Here is a 17,919-nt window from a genome sequence, read left to right as displayed (position 1 = left end):
GACCCTACTCCCGCCTGCCCCGTCGCCGCTCGGAGATCAGCACCGCGCCCGCGACCAGCAGGGCTCCGAACAGCCAGCCGCCGAGCACGTCCGAGAACCAGTGCACCCCCAGCCACACCCGCGTCAGGCCGACCCCGGCCACCGAGACTACGGACACCGCGACCGCCGCCCACCAGCGAACACCGCGTAGGCCATGACGGTGGATCAGCCACAGCAGCAGCCCGCACACCACGGTGGCCGTCATGGCGTGCCCGGACGGGAACGCGGAGTACCGCGCGCTGTCCACCGGATCGGGCCAGACCGGCCGGGGCCGGGCGACGGCCGCCTTCACCCCCTGCTGCGCCACCGCCGCCACCCCGCACGTGAGCACCAGCCACAACGCCGTCCACCAGGCCCCCGCACGCCACAACAGCCACAGAGCGACCCCGGCGCACAGCAGCCGCATGGTCACCGGGTCCCACACCCAGTCGGTCAGCACCCGGAAGACCTGGGTGAGACCGCGCTGCCGCACCGCCCAGCGGTGGGTGGTGCGGGCGATGTCCTCGTCCAGCGCGAAGAGCGGGCCCCACTCGACCGCGACCAGCGTGAGCAGGAGGGCGGAGGAGAAGGCGAGGGCGGCTGTGGCGAGAAGGGCGGAACGGGGGATCTGGTGGCGCATGGGGAGGGGCATCCTCGTCGACGCGGGCCCGGTGGCGTCCTACGCTGCGCCGGCCGCGCTCGACCGGGTCGCGCGGCCGCCCGGCCACCGTATCGCCCAGGGCGGACGAGACCCCTAGTGCAACGCCCGCAGCCCCGGAACGAAGGCGACCAGCACCGGCATCACCGGGACCAGCGTGGCCGTCGCCGTCAGGCGCAGGCGGTGCGGGGCCGGGAGGCGGCGCGGTGCCGACAGCAGGCGGTCCACGCGCTGCGGCACCTGGGAGTGCGGGGCGGGGGAGGGGCCGAACACGCCCCGGTCCTCGTTCAGTTCGACCAGGGCCAGCGCGGTCGTCACCCGGCCGAAGCGGCGGGAGGCCGTGTCGTCGGCGGCCAGTTCGACCAGCCGGTGCATCTCGTCGCGGAACGCGGCGAACACCGGCACCTGTGGGAATCCGCCGGCCAGGGCGGCCGAGCAGTGCAGCAGCCAGTCGTGGCGGAAGCGGGCGTGTTCCTGCTCGTGCGCCAGCAGGGCGTCGAGCCGGCTCCCCTCCAGGCGGCGCAGCGCGGCCGTCGTGACGACGAGCCGGGGCGTCGCTCCGGGCAGCCACCAGGCGCCGGGCCGCTCGCCCTCCAGCACCACCAGCCTTCCGCGCGCCGCCTCGCCGGGCAACAGGGGTGCCCGCGAGCGGAGTTCGGCCCGCCGCGCCCGCCGGTGGCGCCGCGCGCGCAGCACCTCGCCGGCCAGCATCGTCAGGCTCCAGAGCCCGCCGCACGCGAGCGCCACGGCGGTCGGCGCGGCCCACGGTCCCGCGGCCCCGAGGGCGTACGCCTCGACGACCCCGTGCGGAGCCCCGCTGAACAGCTGCCCGCGCACCGCCTGCCAGGCCGCCGCCGCGCTCAGTGTCATCGACAGCGCGCAGCACAGCAGTACGGCGGCGACCGCGCACTGCCACACCCACAGCGCCACCACCGGCTCCCGGTCCGGCCAGTCGGCCCCGGTCAGCAGACGCGGGGCGACGACGGAGGTCAGGATGCCGAGCAGCAGCAGCGCCACGGGGACCATCATGGGCAGCAGCCTATGAGCACCGGACGGCCCGCCGGTGCCGAAGTGACGCAGGCAACTCCCTTTTCACACCCGCCGCTTGAGGTGTCACATCGTCAGGAGCATCGCCAGCATCCCTATCCCCATCGACAGCCGGCACACCCGGGACAGTTCGGGCCGGTCGCCCCACCGCGGCCCGCCCGGTCCACCCTGGACGACGGCGGGCACCAACCGGGCGCCGGTCAGCAGGACATAGCCGGTGAAGTACAGCAGCAGCGCGCCCGTCACCGGGGCCGGTCCCGAGCCGCCCGTGTGATGGTGCGACACCGGGGAGGCGGCCATCAGCACCGCCATGTACACCATCGCCGCGCTGCCCAGCAGGTGGTGCAGATGGTGCGGGCTCCGCCGCGCCGACCACAGCGCGCGCAGCGCCGCCAGCCCGAACACCGCGGCGTACACGGGCCACACCCAGCGCGGCGGGGCGAACGCCGCCGCGGGCACCGCCATCGCCGCCATGCCGAACCCCATCAGCGCTTCGCCGCCCGCCGCCCGCCGCTGCTCTTCCACGCCGCTGCGCATCCGCAACAGGCAGTAGGCGCCGGTCGCCGCGCACAGCGCGACCAGCAGCCAGGCCGGTGACACCGGTCCGTGCACGCGCACCACCCCCGTTCGACGCTCGGTCGAGGGATGCGATGCCCACGACACGCGCGACGCACGCGAGCGCAGGGGGGTGCACGGGGAGCGTTCGGCGGAGCGCGGCGCGTGACCAGGGCTGTTGCCGAGCGGGGAAAATCTTTTACAGGTGAAACACCTGTTAAGTTATTAGCATGAGCAGCCTGCACGTCCGCCGACTCCCCCTCGCCCAGGCGCTCCGCCTTCAGGGGCCCTCCGCCATCTGGTTCAAACCCGCGCTCAGCGTGGTCGCGTCGGCGGGCCCGCCCAACCTCCTCCTGCTGGCCCTCGGCCGCCTCGACCTCGCCCTCTACACGATGGCCGGGTCCCTGTGCGCGCTCTACGCCCACCACCGCCCCTACGCGGCCCGCGCCCGGGTGCTCGCCGGGGTGGTGCTCGGCATGACGACCGGCCTCGCCGCCGCCCTGCTCACCTCGGCGCTCACCCCGGGCCCCGTCGTCCTGGTGATCGTCGGCGCCCTGCTGGCCGCCGTGCAGAAGACGCTCTGCGAGGCGACCCGGGTCGGACCGCCCGGCAACGTCGTCGTCACCTTCATCAGCTCCGCCGCCCTCTTCGTCCCGCAGACGCCCGGCCGGATACCGGGCCACATCGGACTCGCCCTGGCCGCCGGAGCCTGGGCCTGGCTCGTCTGCATGGCCCCCGGACTCCTCCGCCCGCACGGTCCCGAGCGGCGCGCCGTCGCGGCCGCCCTCCACGCGGCCGCCGGACAGGAGGACGGCGGCCTCCGCGCCCGTACCGCCGTGCACACCGCCTGGCAGACCCTGCACACCCCCGGCGTCCGCCCCGACCCGACCCGGCGCGCCCTCGCGCATCTCCTGACGCACGCGGAGGCCGCCCTCGCCGCACCGGCCGAGGCCGACCCCCGCCGCCTGCGCGACTGGGCCGGAGCCCTGCGGGGTACGGCTCGCGTACCGGAGGTCCCCGCGCCGCAGGGGGCGTACCCACACCCCGGTCCGCACCCGGCGCCGGCCGCCGGACGCCGCGGCCTCCTGCACTCCCTCGCCCCCACGGCCACCCGCACCGCACTCGGCTGCGCGCTCGCGGGGACGGCCGCCCTCGCCCTCGGGGTCGGCCGCCCCTACTGGGCCCTGGTCACCGCCGCCTCCCTCGTCCAGGCCAACGTCACGCTCATCTGGAGCCGGGGCGTCCAGCGCGTCGTCGGCAACCTCCTCGGCGTCCTCCTCTTCGCCGCGCTCACCCCGCTGACGCACCTCCACCCCGCCGCCCTGGTGCTGAGCGTCCTGGCCTGCGCCTTCGGCGCCGAGGCGCTCATCGCCCGCAACTACTGGCTCGGCACGGTCTGCGTGACGCCCATGGCGCTGCTCATCACCGAGTTCACCCGCCTCCAGAATCCCGGCGAACTCATCGCCCAGCGGACCCTGGACACCCTGGTCGGCGCCCTCGCCGGACTCGCCGCCGCCGTGGTCGTCACCAACCGACGGGCAGGCGACCGCGTGGCGGAGGCGCTCACCGCCGTCGAGCACGCCCGCGCGCACACCGAGTACCTGCTCGGCCACCCGGCTCCCGCACCCCACGACCTCCCGGCGGCCCACCGGGGCCTCGCCTCCGCGCTGACCGAACTGCGTGCCGCCGCCGACACCGCCAGCGGGGAATGGTGGAGCCGTCCGGTCCCCGCCGAACGCCTCACGCTCGCCGAGCGGGCCGGACACCGTACGCTCACCGCTGCGGTACGGCACCCCGGGGCCGCACCCTGGAAGCAGGACTGACCGAGGACGACAGCGGGACCACGGAGGACACACGGCCATGACCGACACGGGAAGCCACCACCCGACGGCGGCGCACGAGGGCGCCGCGCGCGCCGACACCGTCGCCTCGGTCGTCCGGCAGTGGCGTGCCGTCCACCCCGGACTCGACACCGGGCCCATGGAGGTCATCGGCCGGATCAACCGCTGCGCCGCGCTCCTCCAGCAGGCCGAGGACGCCCCGCTGCGCCGGGCCGGGCTCAGCCGCGCCGAGTTCGACCTGCTCGGCGCGCTGCGCCGCACCGGCCACGAGCTGACACCGGGGGAGCTGGCCCGGGAGACCTTCTCCTCCGGCGCCGCCGTCACCAAGCGGGTCAGGCAGCTCACCGAACGGGGGCTCGTCGAACGGCGCGGCGACACCCGCGACCGCCGCGTCTCCCACCTCCGCCTCACCGACGCCGGCCGCGACCTCGTGGACGGCATCCTTCCCGAGCAGCTCGCCTACGAGGAGGCCGTGCTGTCGGTCCTCGCCCCCGGCCGCCAGGACGAACTGTCCGCCCTGCTCGCCGGACTCCTCGACGGCCTGGAGGGCCGGCTCGGCGCCCTGCGCGCCTGACGACCGGCGCCTCAGATGCCCGGCCGGTGCCGCAGCGGATGGTCGGCCGGGATCTCCACCAGCACGATCGGGACGCCGTCCGGGTCGGCGATCCACATCTCGACCAGCCCCCACGGCTCCCGGACCGGCGCCCGCACGATCTCCACGCCCTCCGCCCGCAGCTCGTCGTGGGCGGCCGCGGCGTCCGGCACCTGGAGCCACAGCCGCACCGACGGGGCGACGGGAGCCTCGGCCCGGCCGGAGAGCTCGAGGAAGCCGCCGCCGAGGAAGTAGACGGTCCCGCGCTCCGGCCCCTCGCCGAACTCGCGGTGGACGGCGAGCCCGAGCCGGTCGCCGTAGAAGGCGCGGGAACGGTCGGGGTCCGTGGGCCGGATCAGGGTCCGGCTGCTCAGTACGTGCACCATGTCAGCGGAGACTAATCGCGCGGTTACCCTCATCCCTGGTCATGCCGCGCCCCAGATCGGAGTACACCCCCATGGACACCGCCACCGGACTGACGTTCCGCGACGCCACCGACGCCGACGTGGACACGCTCGTCGCGCTGGTCGAGTCGGCGTACCGGGGTGACGCCAGTCGTGCCGGGTGGACCACCGAGGCGGACATCCTGGACGGTCAGCGCACCGACCCCGAGGGCGTGCTCCAGGTCGTCAAGGCGCCCGACAGCGTACTGCTCGTCGTGGAGCGCGACGGCCGGACCGTCGCCTGCTGCCAGCTCGAACACCGGGGCGCCCACGCCTACTTCGGCATGTTCGCGGTCAGCCCCGGCCTCCAGGGCGCCGGGCTCGGCAAGGCCGTCATGGCGGAGGCCGAGCGGCGGGTGCGCGGCGACTGGGGTGCCACCGAGATGCACATGACGGTGATCTCGGTCCGCGACGACCTGATCGCCTGGTACGAGCGTCGCGGCTACCGCCGTACGGGCGAGACGACCCCGTTCCCGTACGGCGATGAGCGCTTCGGCATCCCGCGCCGCCCCGACCTGCGATTCGAGCTGCTGGTCAAGCCCCTGACGTGACCATCGCCCCGCCTACGCCGTGAAGCGGCCGGTGCGCTTGATGTCCGGGAGGTCGGTGGTCGCGCCGTCCAGTTGCAGGGCGCGCACCAGCCGCAGTTCGTCCTGCGTGTTCACCACCCAGGCGAAGACCCGCAGACCCGCCGCGCGGGCCTTCTCCACGACCTCCAGCGTCAGCCTGTGGACGTCGAGACAGAGGGTCGCCGCGCCGGCCGCGACCGCGCGGTCCACCACCTCCGGGCCGTAGTGCTCGGCCACCAGCGCGGTGCGCACGCCGGGCACCAGCCGGGAGATCTCGGCGATCGCCTCGTCGTGGAAGGAGATGACCTCCACCCGTGAGACGAGGTCCCGCCGCAGCATCACCTCCGCCAGCGCCTTCGCGGCCGCCACGTCCTTGATCTCGGCCTGCAGCGGCGCGCCCACCGCGTCCAGGACCTCTTCGAACACCGGCACCCGCTCGCCCCGACCCGCGTCCAGAGCGCGCAGCTCCTCCAGGGTCTTGTCGGCGATCCGGCCGGTGCCGTCCGTGGTGCGGTCCACCGCGGCGTCGTGCATGACGATCAGCGCACCGTCCTTGCTCAGGTGCAGATCGAGTTCGATCAGGTCGAGCCCGGCCTGCTCGGCGGCGGCGAAGGAGCGGAGGGTGTTCTCGGGCTCGACCCCCATGACCCCACGGTGCCCGATGGTAAGGAAGTTCAAGGTTCAACTCGCTTCCGTCGACGGCGGATCGGCGTGCGCGGACCCGGCGGAGTGCCGTCGTCCGCATGCCTGGCCCGCAGCCTAACGGCCGGGCCCGCACCGGCGTGCCCGTCGCATTCCCGGCGCGGCGCCGGGTATGCGATGGCCGGAACCGGCCGATCGGTCACCGGCCCGCGACGCCCCGACACCCACAGTGAAAGTGAGCGCAGTCACGGTTTGATGCGGGAAAAACGGCGGTGACCATGCGGTCGCGCAGAATAATTTCCCGATGCCCCTCTTGTTCGGCGAAACGGGGTATGCATACGGTGTCCATACGCGAGGTTCTCCCGTGGAGGATGGGACATGACGGAAATTCTTGTGCAGGCCGGTACGGAAGGACAGGTTCCTTCGCTGTCCAGGGTGGTCGAGCACGCGGCGTGGCCCGTCCTGAAGGGTGAGGTGGAGCGGATCCGGCCATGGCAGTCCAAGGACGGCTCGATCGACTTCGCCGCCGAAGGCGCCCCTGAGCGAGCCGAGGCCGAGGCGGCGGTGGACCGCGTGGTGTCCGCGGTGGAGGAGCTCTCCGCGCTGCTCCCGCACGACGCCGCGTACCACCGCGCCCTCGTGGGCGACCTGCGCCGCTGGGCCGGCGGCGGTTTCGAGGTGCCGGACTTCCTGGACTCCCTGCTGGCGTTCCAGCCCGCGGCCGACCGCCGGGACGGTCTGCAGCACCTGGTCGTCTTCCCGATGTACACGCAGAACGGCAACCCCGACCGCAACCTGGAGGCGGTCGTGCTGCGCATGGTCTGGCCGGACTGGCTGGCCGAGCTGGAGCGCACCCGGTACGACAACCCGCTGTTCTGCGGCATCACCTTCGAGGACTTCACGGCCGGGTACGACACCAACTCCGCCGTCCTCTTCCCGGAGACCATCGCCGTCCGTGAGGCGCCGGAACGTTTCTCCTGGGGTGGCATCTTCTGCGACCGCGAGGCCGCCCGCTTCCGCCGGGTCACCGACGCGGCCGTCGGCATCCTGGGCCTGGAACTGCCTGAGGACATAGCCGCGATGGTCCACGACCAGAAGCGCTGCGAAGAGGCCTTCGTGCTCTGGGACATGGTCCACGACCGCACCCACAGCCACGGCGACCTGCCGTTCGACCCCTTCATGATCAAGCAGCGCCAGCCGTTCTGGATGTACGGCCTGGAGGAGCTGCGCTGCGACCTCACCGCCTTCAAGGAGGCCGTGAAGCTGGAGGCCGACGGCGTCCCGCAGGCCCGTGACGTGCAGTACGCGGTGCTCTTCGACCGGATGTTCCGCTTCCCGGTCACCGGTGACCGCGTCCGCAACTACGACGGGCTCGGCGGCCAGCTCCTCTTCGCCTACCTGCACAAGCACGACGTCGTCCGCTGGACCGACAACAAGCTCGCCATCGACTGGGAGCGCGCCCCGCAGGTCACCAACCAGCTCTGCGCGGACATCGAGCAGCTCTACCGCGACGGCATCGACCGGCCCAAGCTGGTGCACTGGTTCGCCGGGTACGAGCTGGTCGCCGGCTACCTCGCCCCGCACCCGGGCTCGAAGTGGGCCAAGGGCCCCGACGCCCTCGACCTCGGCCTGCCGCCGCGCAAGCTGGTGGACGACGTGCTCCCGGACGAGTTTCCGCTGAGCATGTTCTATGAGGCCCTGGCCAAGAAGCTGAAGAATGTGATCGCCGAGACCAAGGGCATCACGGCGGACGGTGCCGAGCGGATCGCCGCGTGAGCGAGCGCGGGCACGACAGGACGGACGGAGAAGGGAAGACGATGCGGAACGGGGCTCTTCGGGGCGCGGTGATCGCGGTCGCCGGAGCGGGCGGACCGGCGGGACGGGCCGCCATGATCAGGCTCGCCGAGGCGGGCGCGACCGTGGTCGGCGCGGACAACGACCCGGCCCGGCTGGCCGAGGCCGTGGACGCGGCGCGCTACGCCAACGGCGGCGCCACGGTCACCGGTGAGACGGTCGACCTGCTCGACCTGGACTCCACCCGTGCCTGGGCGGCGGGCATCGAGAAGGAGTTCGGCCGCGTCGACGGCCTGGTCCACCTGGTCGGCGGCTGGCGCGGCGGCGCCAAGTTCGACGACACCGACCTCGCCGACTGGGACCTGCTGGAGAAGCTGCTCGTCCGCACCGTCCAGCACACCTCGCTGGCCTTCTACGACGCCCTCCAGCGCGCCGGGGACGGCCGTTACCTCCTGATCAGCGCGGCCGGCGCCTCCAAGCCCACCGCGGGGAACGCCGCGTACTCCGCCGCCAAGGCGGCCGCCGAGGCGTGGACGCTGGCCATGGCCGACGGCTTCCGCAAGGCGGGGGGCGAGGAGGGGCCGGCGGCCGCTGCTGCGATCCTGGTGGTGAAGGCGCTGGTGCACGACGCGATGCGCGCCGAGCGTCCCAACGCGAAGTTCGCGGGCTTCACGGACGTCAAGGAACTGGCCGAGGCCATCGAGGACGTCTGGAACAGGCCCGCCGCCGAAGTGAACGGAAACCGTCTGTGGCTGACCGAGAAGCCGTGAACCCTCCCAGGACCGACGCCCGTCGTCACCACGACCCGCAGGTCCGCGGTTTCGCCAGCGACAACTACGCCGGGGCGCACCCCGAGGTGCTCGCCGCCGTGGCGCTCGCCAACGGCGGCCACCAGGTGGCGTACGGCGAGGACGAGTACACCGAGAACCTCCAGCGGATCATCCGCAGCCACTTCGGCGCCACCGCCGAGGCGTTCCCGGTGTTCAACGGCACCGGCGCCAACGTCGTCGCGCTCCAGGCGGTCACCGACCGCTGGGGCGCGGTGATCTGCGCCGAGAGCGCGCACATCAACGTCGACGAGGGCGGCGCCCCCGAGCGGATGGGCGGGCTCAAGCTGCTCACCGTGCCCACCCCGGACGGCAAGCTCACCCCGGAGCTGATCGACCGGCAGGCGTTCGGCTGGGACGACGAGCACCGGGCGATGCCGCAGGTCGTCTCGATCACCCAGTCCACCGAGCTGGGCACCCTCTACACGCCCGACGAGATCCGCGCGATCTGCGAGCACGCCCACGCGCACGGCATGAAGGTGCACCTGGACGGCTCCCGGATATCCAACGCCGCCGCCTCCCTGGACGTCCCCATGCGGGCGTTCACCAACGCGGCCGGCGTCGACATCCTCTCGATGGGCGGCACGAAGAACGGCGCCCTGTTCGGCGAGGCGGTCGTCGTCATCGACCAGGACGCCGTCTCGCACATGAAGCACCTGCGCAAGCTGTCCATGCAGCTCGCGTCCAAGATGCGCTTCGTCTCGGTCCAGTTGGAGGCCCTGTACGCCAAGGACCTCTGGCTGCGCAACGCCCGCCACGCCAACGACATGGCCCAGCGGCTCGCCGAGGGCGTCCGCGCGGTGCACGGCGTCGAGATCCTGCACCCCGTGCAGGCCAACGGTGTCTTCGCCCGGCTCCCGCACGACGTGAGCGTGCGGCTGCAGAAGCGGTTCCGCTTCTACTTCTGGGACGAGGCGGCCGGTGACGTCCGCTGGATGTGCTCCTTCGACACCACGGAGGAGGACGTCGACACCTTCGTGGCGGCGCTCAAGGAGGAGATGGCCCGCTGAGGGCCTGCCCGGGACACGTCAGAAGGCCCGGCCGGACGATCACCGTCCGGCCGGGCCTTCTGCCGTCTCAGAGGGCTTCGGCCGCCCGCAGCTGCTCGTTCGTCGGGGCCGTGCCGCCCAGGTGGGCGGGGAGCCACCAGGAGTCCTCGGCGCCCTTGGGGCGCGCCGGGTAGGCGCGCTGGGCGGCGTCCAGCAGCTCCTGTACCCGCTCGCGCAGCCGGCGCGTGATCGCGCCCGCGTACTGCTCGCGCGACGCCTCCAGCGCCTCGCCGACCCGGATGGTGATCGGGGTGTGGCTGCGCTTGAAGTTGCGGGGCTGTCCCTTGGTCCACAGCCGCTGGGTGCCCCACAGCGCCATCGGGACCAGCGGGACGCCCGCCTCCTGCGCCAGGCGCGCGGCACCGGACTTGAAGCTCTTGAGGGTGAACGACTCCGAGATGGTCGCCTCCGGGAACACCCCGACGATCTCACCGGCGCGCAGCGACTCCAGCGCGTGCGCGTACGCGGCCTCGCCCTGGGCGCGGTCGACCGGGATGTGCTTCATGCCGCGCATCAGCGGCCCCGACACCTTGTGCCGGAAGACCGACTCCTTGGCCATGAACCGCACGAGGCGCTTCTGCGGCAGCGCGGCCAGACCGTTGAAGATGAAGTCCAGATAGCTGATGTGATTGCTCACCAGCACGGCCCCGCCCGTGCGCGGGATGTTCTCCGACCCCTGGCAGTCGATCTTGAGGTCCCACACCTTGAACAACGTCTTGGCGAAACCGACGACGGGGCGGTAGACCAGCTCTGCCATAAGCGGGGTGATCCCTTTCTGCTCTGCTCGGGAAAGGGGGCTCCCGGCGGTAAGTTACGGAGCCGTAGGTTTACGGCTCTCGCAGATCGTGCCCCAAGAACGGGCGGGTGGCCAGTCCTGGTGCCCGGTGGCGGCGAGATCCTCGTCACGTCCGCCCGTACGCCCCACTTTCGGAGGCCGGGAATCCATTCGGCCCCCGATGCGCTGGTGTTGAGGAGGATCGGACGGCATGTGCCGCGTACGCGGCTGAGCGGAGGACACGGGTGAGCGGGCGGGAAGACGGGCGGCGGCTGACGGCGGCGGACCTGGGCGGCGGGCTGGGAGAACGGGCCACCCTCGTGCAGTTCTCCAGCGCGTTCTGCGCACCCTGCCGGGCCACCCGGCGCACGCTCGCCGAGGTCGCGCGCATGGTTCCCGGCGTCGCCCATGTGGAGATCGACGCGGAGGCGCGCCTCGGTCTCGTCCGCGAGCTGGAGGTCGTCAAGACCCCCACCGTGCTCGTCCTCGGCCCGGCCGGTGAGGTCGTGCGGCGTGCCCAGGGGCAGCCGCGCAGAGCCGATGTCATCGCCGCGCTCGGCGAGGCCGTGGACGGGCGCCGCGATGTCTGAGCGCCCGCGGGCGCGCCGGCGGCGACTTGACGGCGGCGGCCGTCTGTCGTCAGCCTTGCCCGGTGCCGATCGAACACCTTCTCGCCGGACCGGTCCCCAGCGGCCCGGCCCCTCTCGGGAGCGCCCACTGTCCCGGCCGGTGAACACCCCCGGACCGGACCAGCTCGCCCCCGTCAGCCAGAAGGACGACTCCATGACGGCCATCCCCGGCCTCGGCTCGCGCCGCCCCGCCTCGCCGGACCTGCTCCGCTCGGTCTTCCGCCGGCACGCCGCCGGTGTCGCGGTGATCACCGCGCTCGGCGAGGACGGCCCGGTCGGCTTCACCGCCACCTCGCTCAGCTCCGTCTCGGCCGAGCCCCCGATGATCTCCTTCGGCATAGGCACCGGCGGTTCCAGCTGGCCGGCGGTCGCGCGGACCGACCATGTCGGCGTCCATCTGCTCGGTGAGCACCAGAGCGACCTCGCCGCCACCTTCGCCCGCAGCGGCGCCGACCGCTTCGGGGCGGACACGGCATGGAGCGAGGGACCCGAGGGTGTGCCGGTGCTGGACGGCGTGCTCGCCTGGCTGGTGTGCCGGATCGTGACGCGGGTACCGGCGGGGGATCACCGGATCGTGCTCGCCGAGGTCATGCTCGGCGACCCCTCCGGCGACGGCCGTCCGCTGCTCTACCACCAGGGACGCTTCAACGCCCTGCGGGACTGAGCGGGTTGGGCCCCGGCTCCGGGGAGCCGTCGAGTTCCGGTTACGCTGCGTTGCGAAGGTCACAGTTCAAAGCGCTTGCTTAGCGGGCAGGAACTGGATGTACTGGCGAGTAATATTTCGGTCGGAGCGCGCGGACGCCCCGACCGCGATCGGCCGCTTGAGGCGCCTATGCTGCACTTCAAGAGGCAGCCCGGAAAAGACGATGCAGTAGGAGAGCCGGCGTGAGCTTGAGGATCGTTGTCACTGTGAAGTACGTGCCCGACGCCACTGGCGACCGGCACTTCGCCGATGACCTGACCGTCGACCGCGACGACGTGGACGGTCTGCTCTCCGAGCTGGACGAGTACGCGGTGGAGCAGGCTCTGCAGATCGCGGACGAGGCGGACGACGCCGAGGTCACCGTGCTGACCGTCGGCCCCGAGGACGCGAAGGACGCGCTGCGCAAGGCGCTCTCCATGGGTGCCGACAAGGCGATCCATGTCGAGGACGACGACCTGCACGGCACCGACGCCATGGGCACCTCGCTGGTGCTGGCCAAGGCGATCGAGAAGGCCGGTTACGACCTGGTGATCTCCGGCATGGCCTCCACGGACGGCACGATGGGTGTCGTTCCGGCGCTGGTCGCGGAGCGTCTGGGTGTGCCGCAGGTGACGCTGCTGGCCGAGGTCTCGGTCGAGGACGGCACCGTGAAGGGCCGCCGCGACGGCGACGCCGCCTCCGAGCAGCTCGAAGCGCAGCTTCCTGCCGTGGTGTCGGTGACGGACCAGTCCGGTGAGGCGCGTTACCCGTCGTTCAAGGGCATCATGGCGGCGAAGAAGAAGCCGGTGGAGTCCTGGGACCTGTCCGACCTCGGTATCGAGGCGGAGGAGGTCGGTCTCGAGGGTGCGTGGACCAAGGTCGAGGCCGCGAACGAGCGTCCGGCGCGTACCGCGGGCACGATCGTCAAGGACGAGGGCGAGGGCGGCAAGCAGCTCGCCGAGTACCTCGCGGGCCAGAAGTTCATCTAAGGCTCCGCACCCCGCCGCCCGCCCCTCAACTTCGTTACGCAGGAGAGCAATCCCATGGCTGAAGTTCTCGTCTACGTCGACCACGTGGACGGTTCCGTCCGCAAGCCCACCCTGGAGCTGCTGACGCTGGCCCGCCGCATCGGCGAGCCCGTCGCGGTCGCGCTGGGCAACGGCGCCGCCGACACCGCCGCCGTCCTCGCCGAGCACGGCGCGGTGAAGGTCCTCACCCACGACGCGTCCGAGTACGCCGACTACCTCGTCGTCCCCAAGGTCGAGGCGCTGCAGGCCGCCGTCGAGGCCGTGTCCCCGGCCGCCGTGCTGGTGCCGTCCTCCGCGGAGGGCAAGGAGATCGCGGCGCGTCTGGCGCTGCGCATCGGCTCCGGTCTGATCACCGACGCCGTCGACATCGAGGCCGGGGCCGAGGGTCCCGTCGCCACCCAGTCGGTGTTCGCCGCGTCGTTCACGACCAAGTCCCAGGTCGTCAAGGGCATCCCGGTCATCACGGTCAAGCCGAACTCGGCGGCCGTGGAGGCCGCTCCGGCCGCCGGTGCGGTCGAGGCGCTGTCGGTGTCCTTCTCCGACAAGGCCGCCGGTACCAAGGTCACCGGGCGTACGCCGCGTGAGTCGACGGGCCGCCCCGAGCTGACCGAGGCCGCGATCGTGGTCTCCGGTGGCCGTGGTGTGAACGGTGCGGACAACTTCGCGCTGATCGAGGCCCTCGCCGACTCCCTCGGCGCGGCCGTCGGTGCCTCCCGTGCCGCCGTCGACGCCGGTTGGTACCCGCACACCAACCAGGTGGGCCAGACCGGCAAGTCGGTCTCGCCCCAGCTGTACATCGCCAACGGCATCTCCGGCGCCATCCAGCACCGCGCGGGTATGCAGACGTCGAAGACGATCGTCGCGGTCAACAAGGACCCCGAGGCCCCGATCTTCGACCTGGTCGACTACGGCGTGGTCGGCGACCTCTTCGAGGTCGTCCCCCAGCTCACCGAGGAAGTCAAGACCCGCAAGGGCTGACACCCCCGGCACGCCGAGCGAGGCCCCCAGGACCCCTGCGGTCCTGGGGGCCTCGCCCTGTTGTTGACCGGCGGGAACGGCCCTGGATACCGTCCGGCAACGGTTTGTCGAGGCCGGAGGGTGCGCAATGGGTCGGCAGGAACAGGTGAGGACGAGTCTCGGCGCGGAGGTCGGCAAGGAGGTCGACGGGCTTCTCGCGCCCGTCGACGCCGAACTCGCCCTCCGTTATCCCGGCGATCCCGGCACGCGCCAGCCCGTCCACACCGTGTACGTGCCCGGCGATGTGTTCGGCGCCGGCACCGTGCGCGACTGGGGTGACCGGGCGCTGGCCGCGCTCGACGAACACGCCCCGGACGCGGCCTCGTTCGCGGCCGTGCTCGGGCTGTCGGACGAACTCGCCGGGCCCGTGTACACCCGGGTCCGGGCCAAGCTGGAGCGCGAGCCCGTGGAAGACCTGCGGGTCGACTTCGAGGACGGGTACGGGCACCGGCCGGACGCCGAGGAGGACGAGGACGCCGCCCGCGCCGCCCGGCTGCTCGCGCGGGAGGCACCTCCGTACCTGGGCGTGCGCGTCAAGTGCATGGAGGCGGGCACGCGCGAGCGCGGCATCCGTACCCTCGACGTCTTCCTCAGCGGCCTCATGGCGGCCGGCGGGCTGCCCGAGGGGCTCAACCTCACCCTCCCCAAGGTGACGTACGCCGAGCAGGTCGGCGCCTTCGCCCGGGTCCTGGACGCCTTCGAACGGACCCACGGCCTGGACTCCGGACGGCTCGGCTTCGAGATCCAGATCGAGACCAGCCAGGCGATCCTCGCCGCCGACGGCACCGCCACCGTGGCCCGCATGATCCAGGCCGCCGGGGGCCGGGCCACGGGGCTGCACTACGGCACCTTCGACTACAGCGCCGCCCTGGGGGTGTCCGCCGCACACCAGGCCCCCGACCACCCCGCCGCCGACCACGCCAAGGCGGTGATGCAGGTGGCGGCCGCCGGGACCGGCGTACGCGTCTCGGACGGCTCCACCAACGTGCTGCCGGTCGGGCCCACCGCACAGGTCCACGACGCCTGGCGGCTGCACCACCGGCTCACCCGCCGTGCCCTGGCCCGCGCCTACCACCAGGGCTGGGACATGCACCCCGGCCACCTCCCCACCCGGTACGCGGCCGTCTTCGCCTTCTACCGCGAGGGGTTCGCCCAGGCGGCGGCCCGCCTCGCCGCCTACACCGCCCGCGCCCAGGGCGACATCCTGGACGAGCCGGCCACCGCACGGGCCCTCAGCGGCTACCTGCTGCGCGGCCTGGACTGCGGCGCCCTGGACGGGGCGGAGGTCACGGCCGCGAGCAGGCTGACGCGGGCCGGTCTGGAGGACCTGGCGTCGGTCCGGCGCGGGTAGCGGGGTCAGTCCGCGGGCGGCAGCTCGCCGGAGCCCCGGGCGATCAGGCGCGTCGGCAGCTCGATCCGCTCGGGCGAGCCGGGCGCGCCGTCCAGACGCTGGAAGAGCCGGTCGGCGGCCGTGCGGCCGAGGGCGGCCGCGTCCTGCGCGACCACCGTCACGCCGGGCTGGAGCAGATCGGCCAGCTCGAAGTCGTCGAACCCGACCAGGGCGACCGGCCGGGCGTGTCCGGCCAGGACCCGGATGACCGTCACCGTCACGCGGTTGTTGCCGGTGAAGACCGCGGTGACCGGCTCCGGGCCGGTGAGCATCTCCTCCGTGGCCCGCCGCACCCGCTCCGGATCGGTCGCCCCCAGCGACATCCAGTGGTCCGCGACCGATATCCCCGCGTCCTCCATCGCCGCCCGGTAGCCGCGCAGCCGCTCGGCCGCCGTGTGGATGCGGGGCATGTCGCCGATGAAGCCGATCCGGCGGTGGCCGTGGGCGATCAGATGGGCCACGCCGTCACGGGCGCCGCCGAAGTTGTCGGAGAGGACCACGTCCGCGTCGATCCCCCCGGCCGGGCGGTCCACGAACACCGTCGCCACACCCGCCCTGATCTCCGGCTCCAGATAGCGGTGGTCGTCCCCGGCCGGGATCACCACGAGACCGTCCACCCGCCGCGCGCACAGCGCCAGCGCCAATTCCTGCTCCCGCTCCGGGTCCTCGGCGCTGGAGCCGTTGATCAGCAGGGCGCCGTGGGAGCGCGCCACCTCCTCGACGGCGCGGCTGAGCGGTCCGTAGAACGGGTCCGCCAGGTCCTCCAGCACCAGGCCGATGCTCGCGGTACGGCCCTTGCGCAGCACCCGCGCGCTGTCGTTGCGCCGGAAGCCCAGCGCCTCGATGGCCTCCCGCACCCGGCGCTCGGTGTCGGGGGTGACGCCCGGTTCGCCGTTCACCACCCGGGACACCGTCTTCAGGCCGACCCCGGCCCGCGCGGCCACGTCCTTCATGGTGGGCCGGTTGCCGTAAAGGCTGCCGTTGGCGCGGTCTGCTCGGCGGGTGGTCTCGGGCACGGTGCGGTGTCCTGTCCTGTTGTCCGGGGATGTCGCGGGGTGCTGCGGGCAATCGGGGGCCGGTACAAGCATGTGGCGTCGAGCATAGAGCCTGGACAACGTTGTCAGGTGCGCGAGAGACTGTCCACCGCCGTCCCGGCCCGCGTCCCCACCGCGACCGGCCAGGGACGCTCACGACGTGAATCGCAACCTACGGCTCGACGGGGAGACCTGACTCTGATGCACACCGACCTCGTGGCGGCCCTGGACATCGGCGGCACCAAGATCGCCGGTGCGCTGGTGGACGGCCATGGCCGGATCCAGGCGCGCACGCAGCGCGCGACGCCCGCGCGACAGGATGGCGAAACGGTCATGCAGGCCGTCGAGCAGGTGCTCGGCGATCTCGCCGACTCGCCCTTGTGGGGACGCGCCTCGGTCGTCGGCATCGGCAGCGCCGGCCCGGTGGACGCCTCGGCGGGCACCGTGAGCCCGGTGAACGTGCCGGGCTGGCGGGGCTTCCCGCTGGTCGAGCGGGTGCGCGCGGCGACCGGCGGGCTCCCGGTCGAGCTGATCGGCGACGGGGTGGCCATCACGGCGGCCGAGCACTGGCAGGGTGCCGCGCGCGGGCACGACAACGCGCTGTGCATGGTGGTCTCCACCGGGGTCGGCGGCGGACTGGTCCTCGGCGGCCGGCTGCACCCGGGCCCCACCGGCAACGCCGGTCACATCGGCCACATCAGCGTCGACCTCGACGGCGAGCCCTGCCCCTGCGGGGCGCGCGGCTGCGTGGAGGGCCTGGCCAGCGGACCCAACATCGCCCGCCGCGCCCTCGCGGAGGGCTGGCGGCCCGGCCCGGACGGCGACGCCTCCGCCGCCGCGGTCGCCGAGGCCGCCCGCCGGGGCGACCCGGTCGCCGTCGCCTCCTTCGAGCGGGCCGCGCAGGCGCTCGCCGCCGGGATCGCGGCGACCGCGACCCTGGTGGAGATCGACATCGCGGTCATCGGCGGCGGCGTCGGCAAGGCGGGCGACGTGCTCTTCGCCCCGCTGCGCAAGGCCCTCACCGACTACGCGACCCTCTCCTTCGTCCAGCGGCTCACGGTCGTGCCCGCGCAGATGGGCACCGACGCGGGCCTGGTCGGCGCCGCGGCCGCGGCGCTGGCCCTCAGGCCGGACACTGCGGCGGCCGGGGTCTAGGGCCTGTCTTCCGGATCTTGCCGGGGTCGCGGGGTCTGGCACGCACTCCCCCAAGCTCTGCGAGCAGGGGGGACCCCCAGCGGCGTTGTCGTCGGTTGCCGACGCTCCGCGTCGACGCCCTCCTCCGCCTTGCAGCCGCACGCACCAGACCCCGCTCGGGTCGGCCCGAAGGCA

At 73.0% G+C, this 17,919-nt stretch carries 19 protein-coding genes; 12 read left to right on the top strand and 7 right to left on the bottom strand.

Annotated features, from left to right (window positions below):
- Nucleotides 1–4: 4 nt before the first annotated feature.
- From ABZ898_RS03530 to ABZ898_RS03520, 3 genes are all read right to left on the bottom strand, one after another.
- On the bottom strand, nt 5–658 hold the full coding sequence (locus ABZ898_RS03530; RefSeq protein ID WP_361652327.1) for a phosphatase PAP2 family protein: 654 nt from the start codon (nt 656–658) through the stop codon (nt 5–7).
- 114 nt (nt 659–772) lie between these two features.
- Nucleotides 773–1,705: a M56 family metallopeptidase gene (locus tag ABZ898_RS03525; RefSeq protein WP_361652325.1), complete on the bottom strand. Its 933-nt coding sequence runs from the start codon at nt 1,703–1,705 to the stop codon at nt 773–775.
- A gap of 84 nt (nt 1,706–1,789) precedes the next feature.
- A complete protein-coding gene (locus ABZ898_RS03520; RefSeq protein ID WP_361652323.1) occupies nt 1,790–2,335 on the bottom strand; it encodes a DUF5134 domain-containing protein in 546 nt (181 codons plus the stop codon).
- A 173-nt stretch (nt 2,336–2,508) separates the two neighbouring features.
- Between ABZ898_RS03520 and ABZ898_RS03515 the strand changes: the two genes are divergently transcribed.
- Together ABZ898_RS03515 and ABZ898_RS03510 are read left to right on the top strand one after the other, a co-directional pair.
- Nucleotides 2,509–4,101 carry an FUSC family protein gene (locus ABZ898_RS03515; RefSeq protein WP_361652321.1) on the top strand — a complete coding sequence of 531 codons (1,593 nt, stop codon included), beginning with the start codon at nt 2,509–2,511 and terminating at the stop codon, nt 4,099–4,101.
- 37 nt (nt 4,102–4,138) lie between these two features.
- Nucleotides 4,139–4,693 carry a MarR family transcriptional regulator gene (locus ABZ898_RS03510; RefSeq protein WP_361652319.1) on the top strand — a complete coding sequence of 185 codons (555 nt, stop codon included), beginning with the start codon at nt 4,139–4,141 and terminating at the stop codon, nt 4,691–4,693.
- An 11-nt stretch (nt 4,694–4,704) separates the two neighbouring features.
- Here the strand turns inward: ABZ898_RS03510 and ABZ898_RS03505 are convergent, their stop codons facing one another.
- On the bottom strand, nt 4,705–5,097 hold the full coding sequence (locus tag ABZ898_RS03505) for a VOC family protein (RefSeq protein ID WP_361652317.1): 393 nt from the start codon (nt 5,095–5,097) through the stop codon (nt 4,705–4,707).
- A 71-nt stretch (nt 5,098–5,168) separates the two neighbouring features.
- Between ABZ898_RS03505 and ABZ898_RS03500 the strand changes: the two genes are divergently transcribed.
- A complete protein-coding gene (locus ABZ898_RS03500) occupies nt 5,169–5,705 on the top strand; it encodes a GNAT family N-acetyltransferase (protein ID WP_361653092.1) in 537 nt (178 codons plus the stop codon).
- Between the two features lie 12 nt (nt 5,706–5,717).
- Here ABZ898_RS03500 and ABZ898_RS03495 read toward each other — a convergent pair whose 3' ends face one another.
- On the bottom strand, nt 5,718–6,401 hold the full coding sequence (locus tag ABZ898_RS03495; protein ID WP_361652315.1) for a glycerophosphodiester phosphodiesterase family protein: 684 nt from the start codon (nt 6,399–6,401) through the stop codon (nt 5,718–5,720).
- A 342-nt stretch (nt 6,402–6,743) separates the two neighbouring features.
- Between ABZ898_RS03495 and ABZ898_RS03490 the strand changes: the two genes are divergently transcribed.
- From ABZ898_RS03490 to ABZ898_RS03480, 3 genes are read left to right on the top strand one after another with little or no spacing between them, the layout of a single operon-like run.
- A complete protein-coding gene (locus ABZ898_RS03490) occupies nt 6,744–8,141 on the top strand; it encodes a DUF6421 family protein (RefSeq protein ID WP_361652313.1) in 1,398 nt (465 codons plus the stop codon).
- A 41-nt stretch (nt 8,142–8,182) separates the two neighbouring features.
- Nucleotides 8,183–8,929: an SDR family oxidoreductase gene (locus ABZ898_RS03485; RefSeq protein WP_361652311.1), complete on the top strand. Its 747-nt coding sequence runs from the start codon at nt 8,183–8,185 to the stop codon at nt 8,927–8,929.
- On the top strand, nt 8,926–9,996 hold the full coding sequence (locus ABZ898_RS03480) for a low specificity L-threonine aldolase (protein WP_361652309.1): 1,071 nt from the start codon (nt 8,926–8,928) through the stop codon (nt 9,994–9,996). The genes ABZ898_RS03485 and ABZ898_RS03480 overlap by 4 nt, the downstream gene beginning before the upstream one ends.
- A 67-nt stretch (nt 9,997–10,063) precedes the next feature.
- Here ABZ898_RS03480 and ABZ898_RS03475 read toward each other — a convergent pair whose 3' ends face one another.
- Complete coding sequence (locus ABZ898_RS03475; RefSeq protein WP_361652307.1) at nt 10,064–10,792, bottom strand: lysophospholipid acyltransferase family protein; 729 nt, start codon at nt 10,790–10,792, stop codon at nt 10,064–10,066.
- Between the two features lie 263 nt (nt 10,793–11,055).
- Between ABZ898_RS03475 and ABZ898_RS03470 the strand changes: the two genes are divergently transcribed.
- The 5 genes from ABZ898_RS03470 (at nt 11,056) to ABZ898_RS03450 (ending at nt 15,517) form a co-directional block, all read left to right on the top strand.
- A complete protein-coding gene (locus ABZ898_RS03470) occupies nt 11,056–11,400 on the top strand; it encodes a thioredoxin family protein (protein WP_361652306.1) in 345 nt (114 codons plus the stop codon).
- 193 nt (nt 11,401–11,593) lie between these two features.
- Entirely contained in the window at nt 11,594–12,103 is a 510-nt protein-coding gene (locus tag ABZ898_RS03465; RefSeq protein WP_361653090.1) for a flavin reductase family protein, read from the top strand.
- Nucleotides 12,104–12,324: 221 nt separating this feature from the next.
- Complete coding sequence (locus ABZ898_RS03460) at nt 12,325–13,110, top strand: electron transfer flavoprotein subunit beta/FixA family protein (protein WP_361652304.1); 786 nt, start codon at nt 12,325–12,327, stop codon at nt 13,108–13,110.
- Between the two features lie 54 nt (nt 13,111–13,164).
- Nucleotides 13,165–14,127 carry an electron transfer flavoprotein subunit alpha/FixB family protein gene (locus ABZ898_RS03455; protein ID WP_361652302.1) on the top strand — a complete coding sequence of 321 codons (963 nt, stop codon included), beginning with the start codon at nt 13,165–13,167 and terminating at the stop codon, nt 14,125–14,127.
- A 127-nt stretch (nt 14,128–14,254) separates the two neighbouring features.
- On the top strand, nt 14,255–15,517 hold the full coding sequence (locus tag ABZ898_RS03450) for an aldolase (protein ID WP_361652300.1): 1,263 nt from the start codon (nt 14,255–14,257) through the stop codon (nt 15,515–15,517).
- A 5-nt stretch (nt 15,518–15,522) separates the two neighbouring features.
- Here the strand turns inward: ABZ898_RS03450 and ABZ898_RS03445 are convergent, their stop codons facing one another.
- Nucleotides 15,523–16,572 (bottom strand): LacI family DNA-binding transcriptional regulator, encoded by a 1,050-nt coding sequence (locus ABZ898_RS03445; protein ID WP_361652298.1) that lies wholly within the window; start codon nt 16,570–16,572, stop codon nt 15,523–15,525.
- 219 nt (nt 16,573–16,791) lie between these two features.
- Between ABZ898_RS03445 and ABZ898_RS03440 the strand changes: the two genes are divergently transcribed.
- Nucleotides 16,792–17,745, top strand: coding sequence for an ROK family protein (locus ABZ898_RS03440; RefSeq protein WP_361652296.1), 954 nt, complete (start codon nt 16,792–16,794; stop codon nt 17,743–17,745).
- Nucleotides 17,746–17,919 lie beyond the last annotated feature (174 nt).

It is taken from the genome of Streptomyces sp. NPDC046860 (assembly GCF_040645115.1).
In the GTDB taxonomy this organism is placed as follows: domain Bacteria; phylum Actinomycetota; class Actinomycetes; order Streptomycetales; family Streptomycetaceae; genus Streptomyces.
The sequence above is the reverse complement of the archived record's forward strand: the minus strand, read 5'-3'. Positions and strand labels throughout refer to the sequence as shown.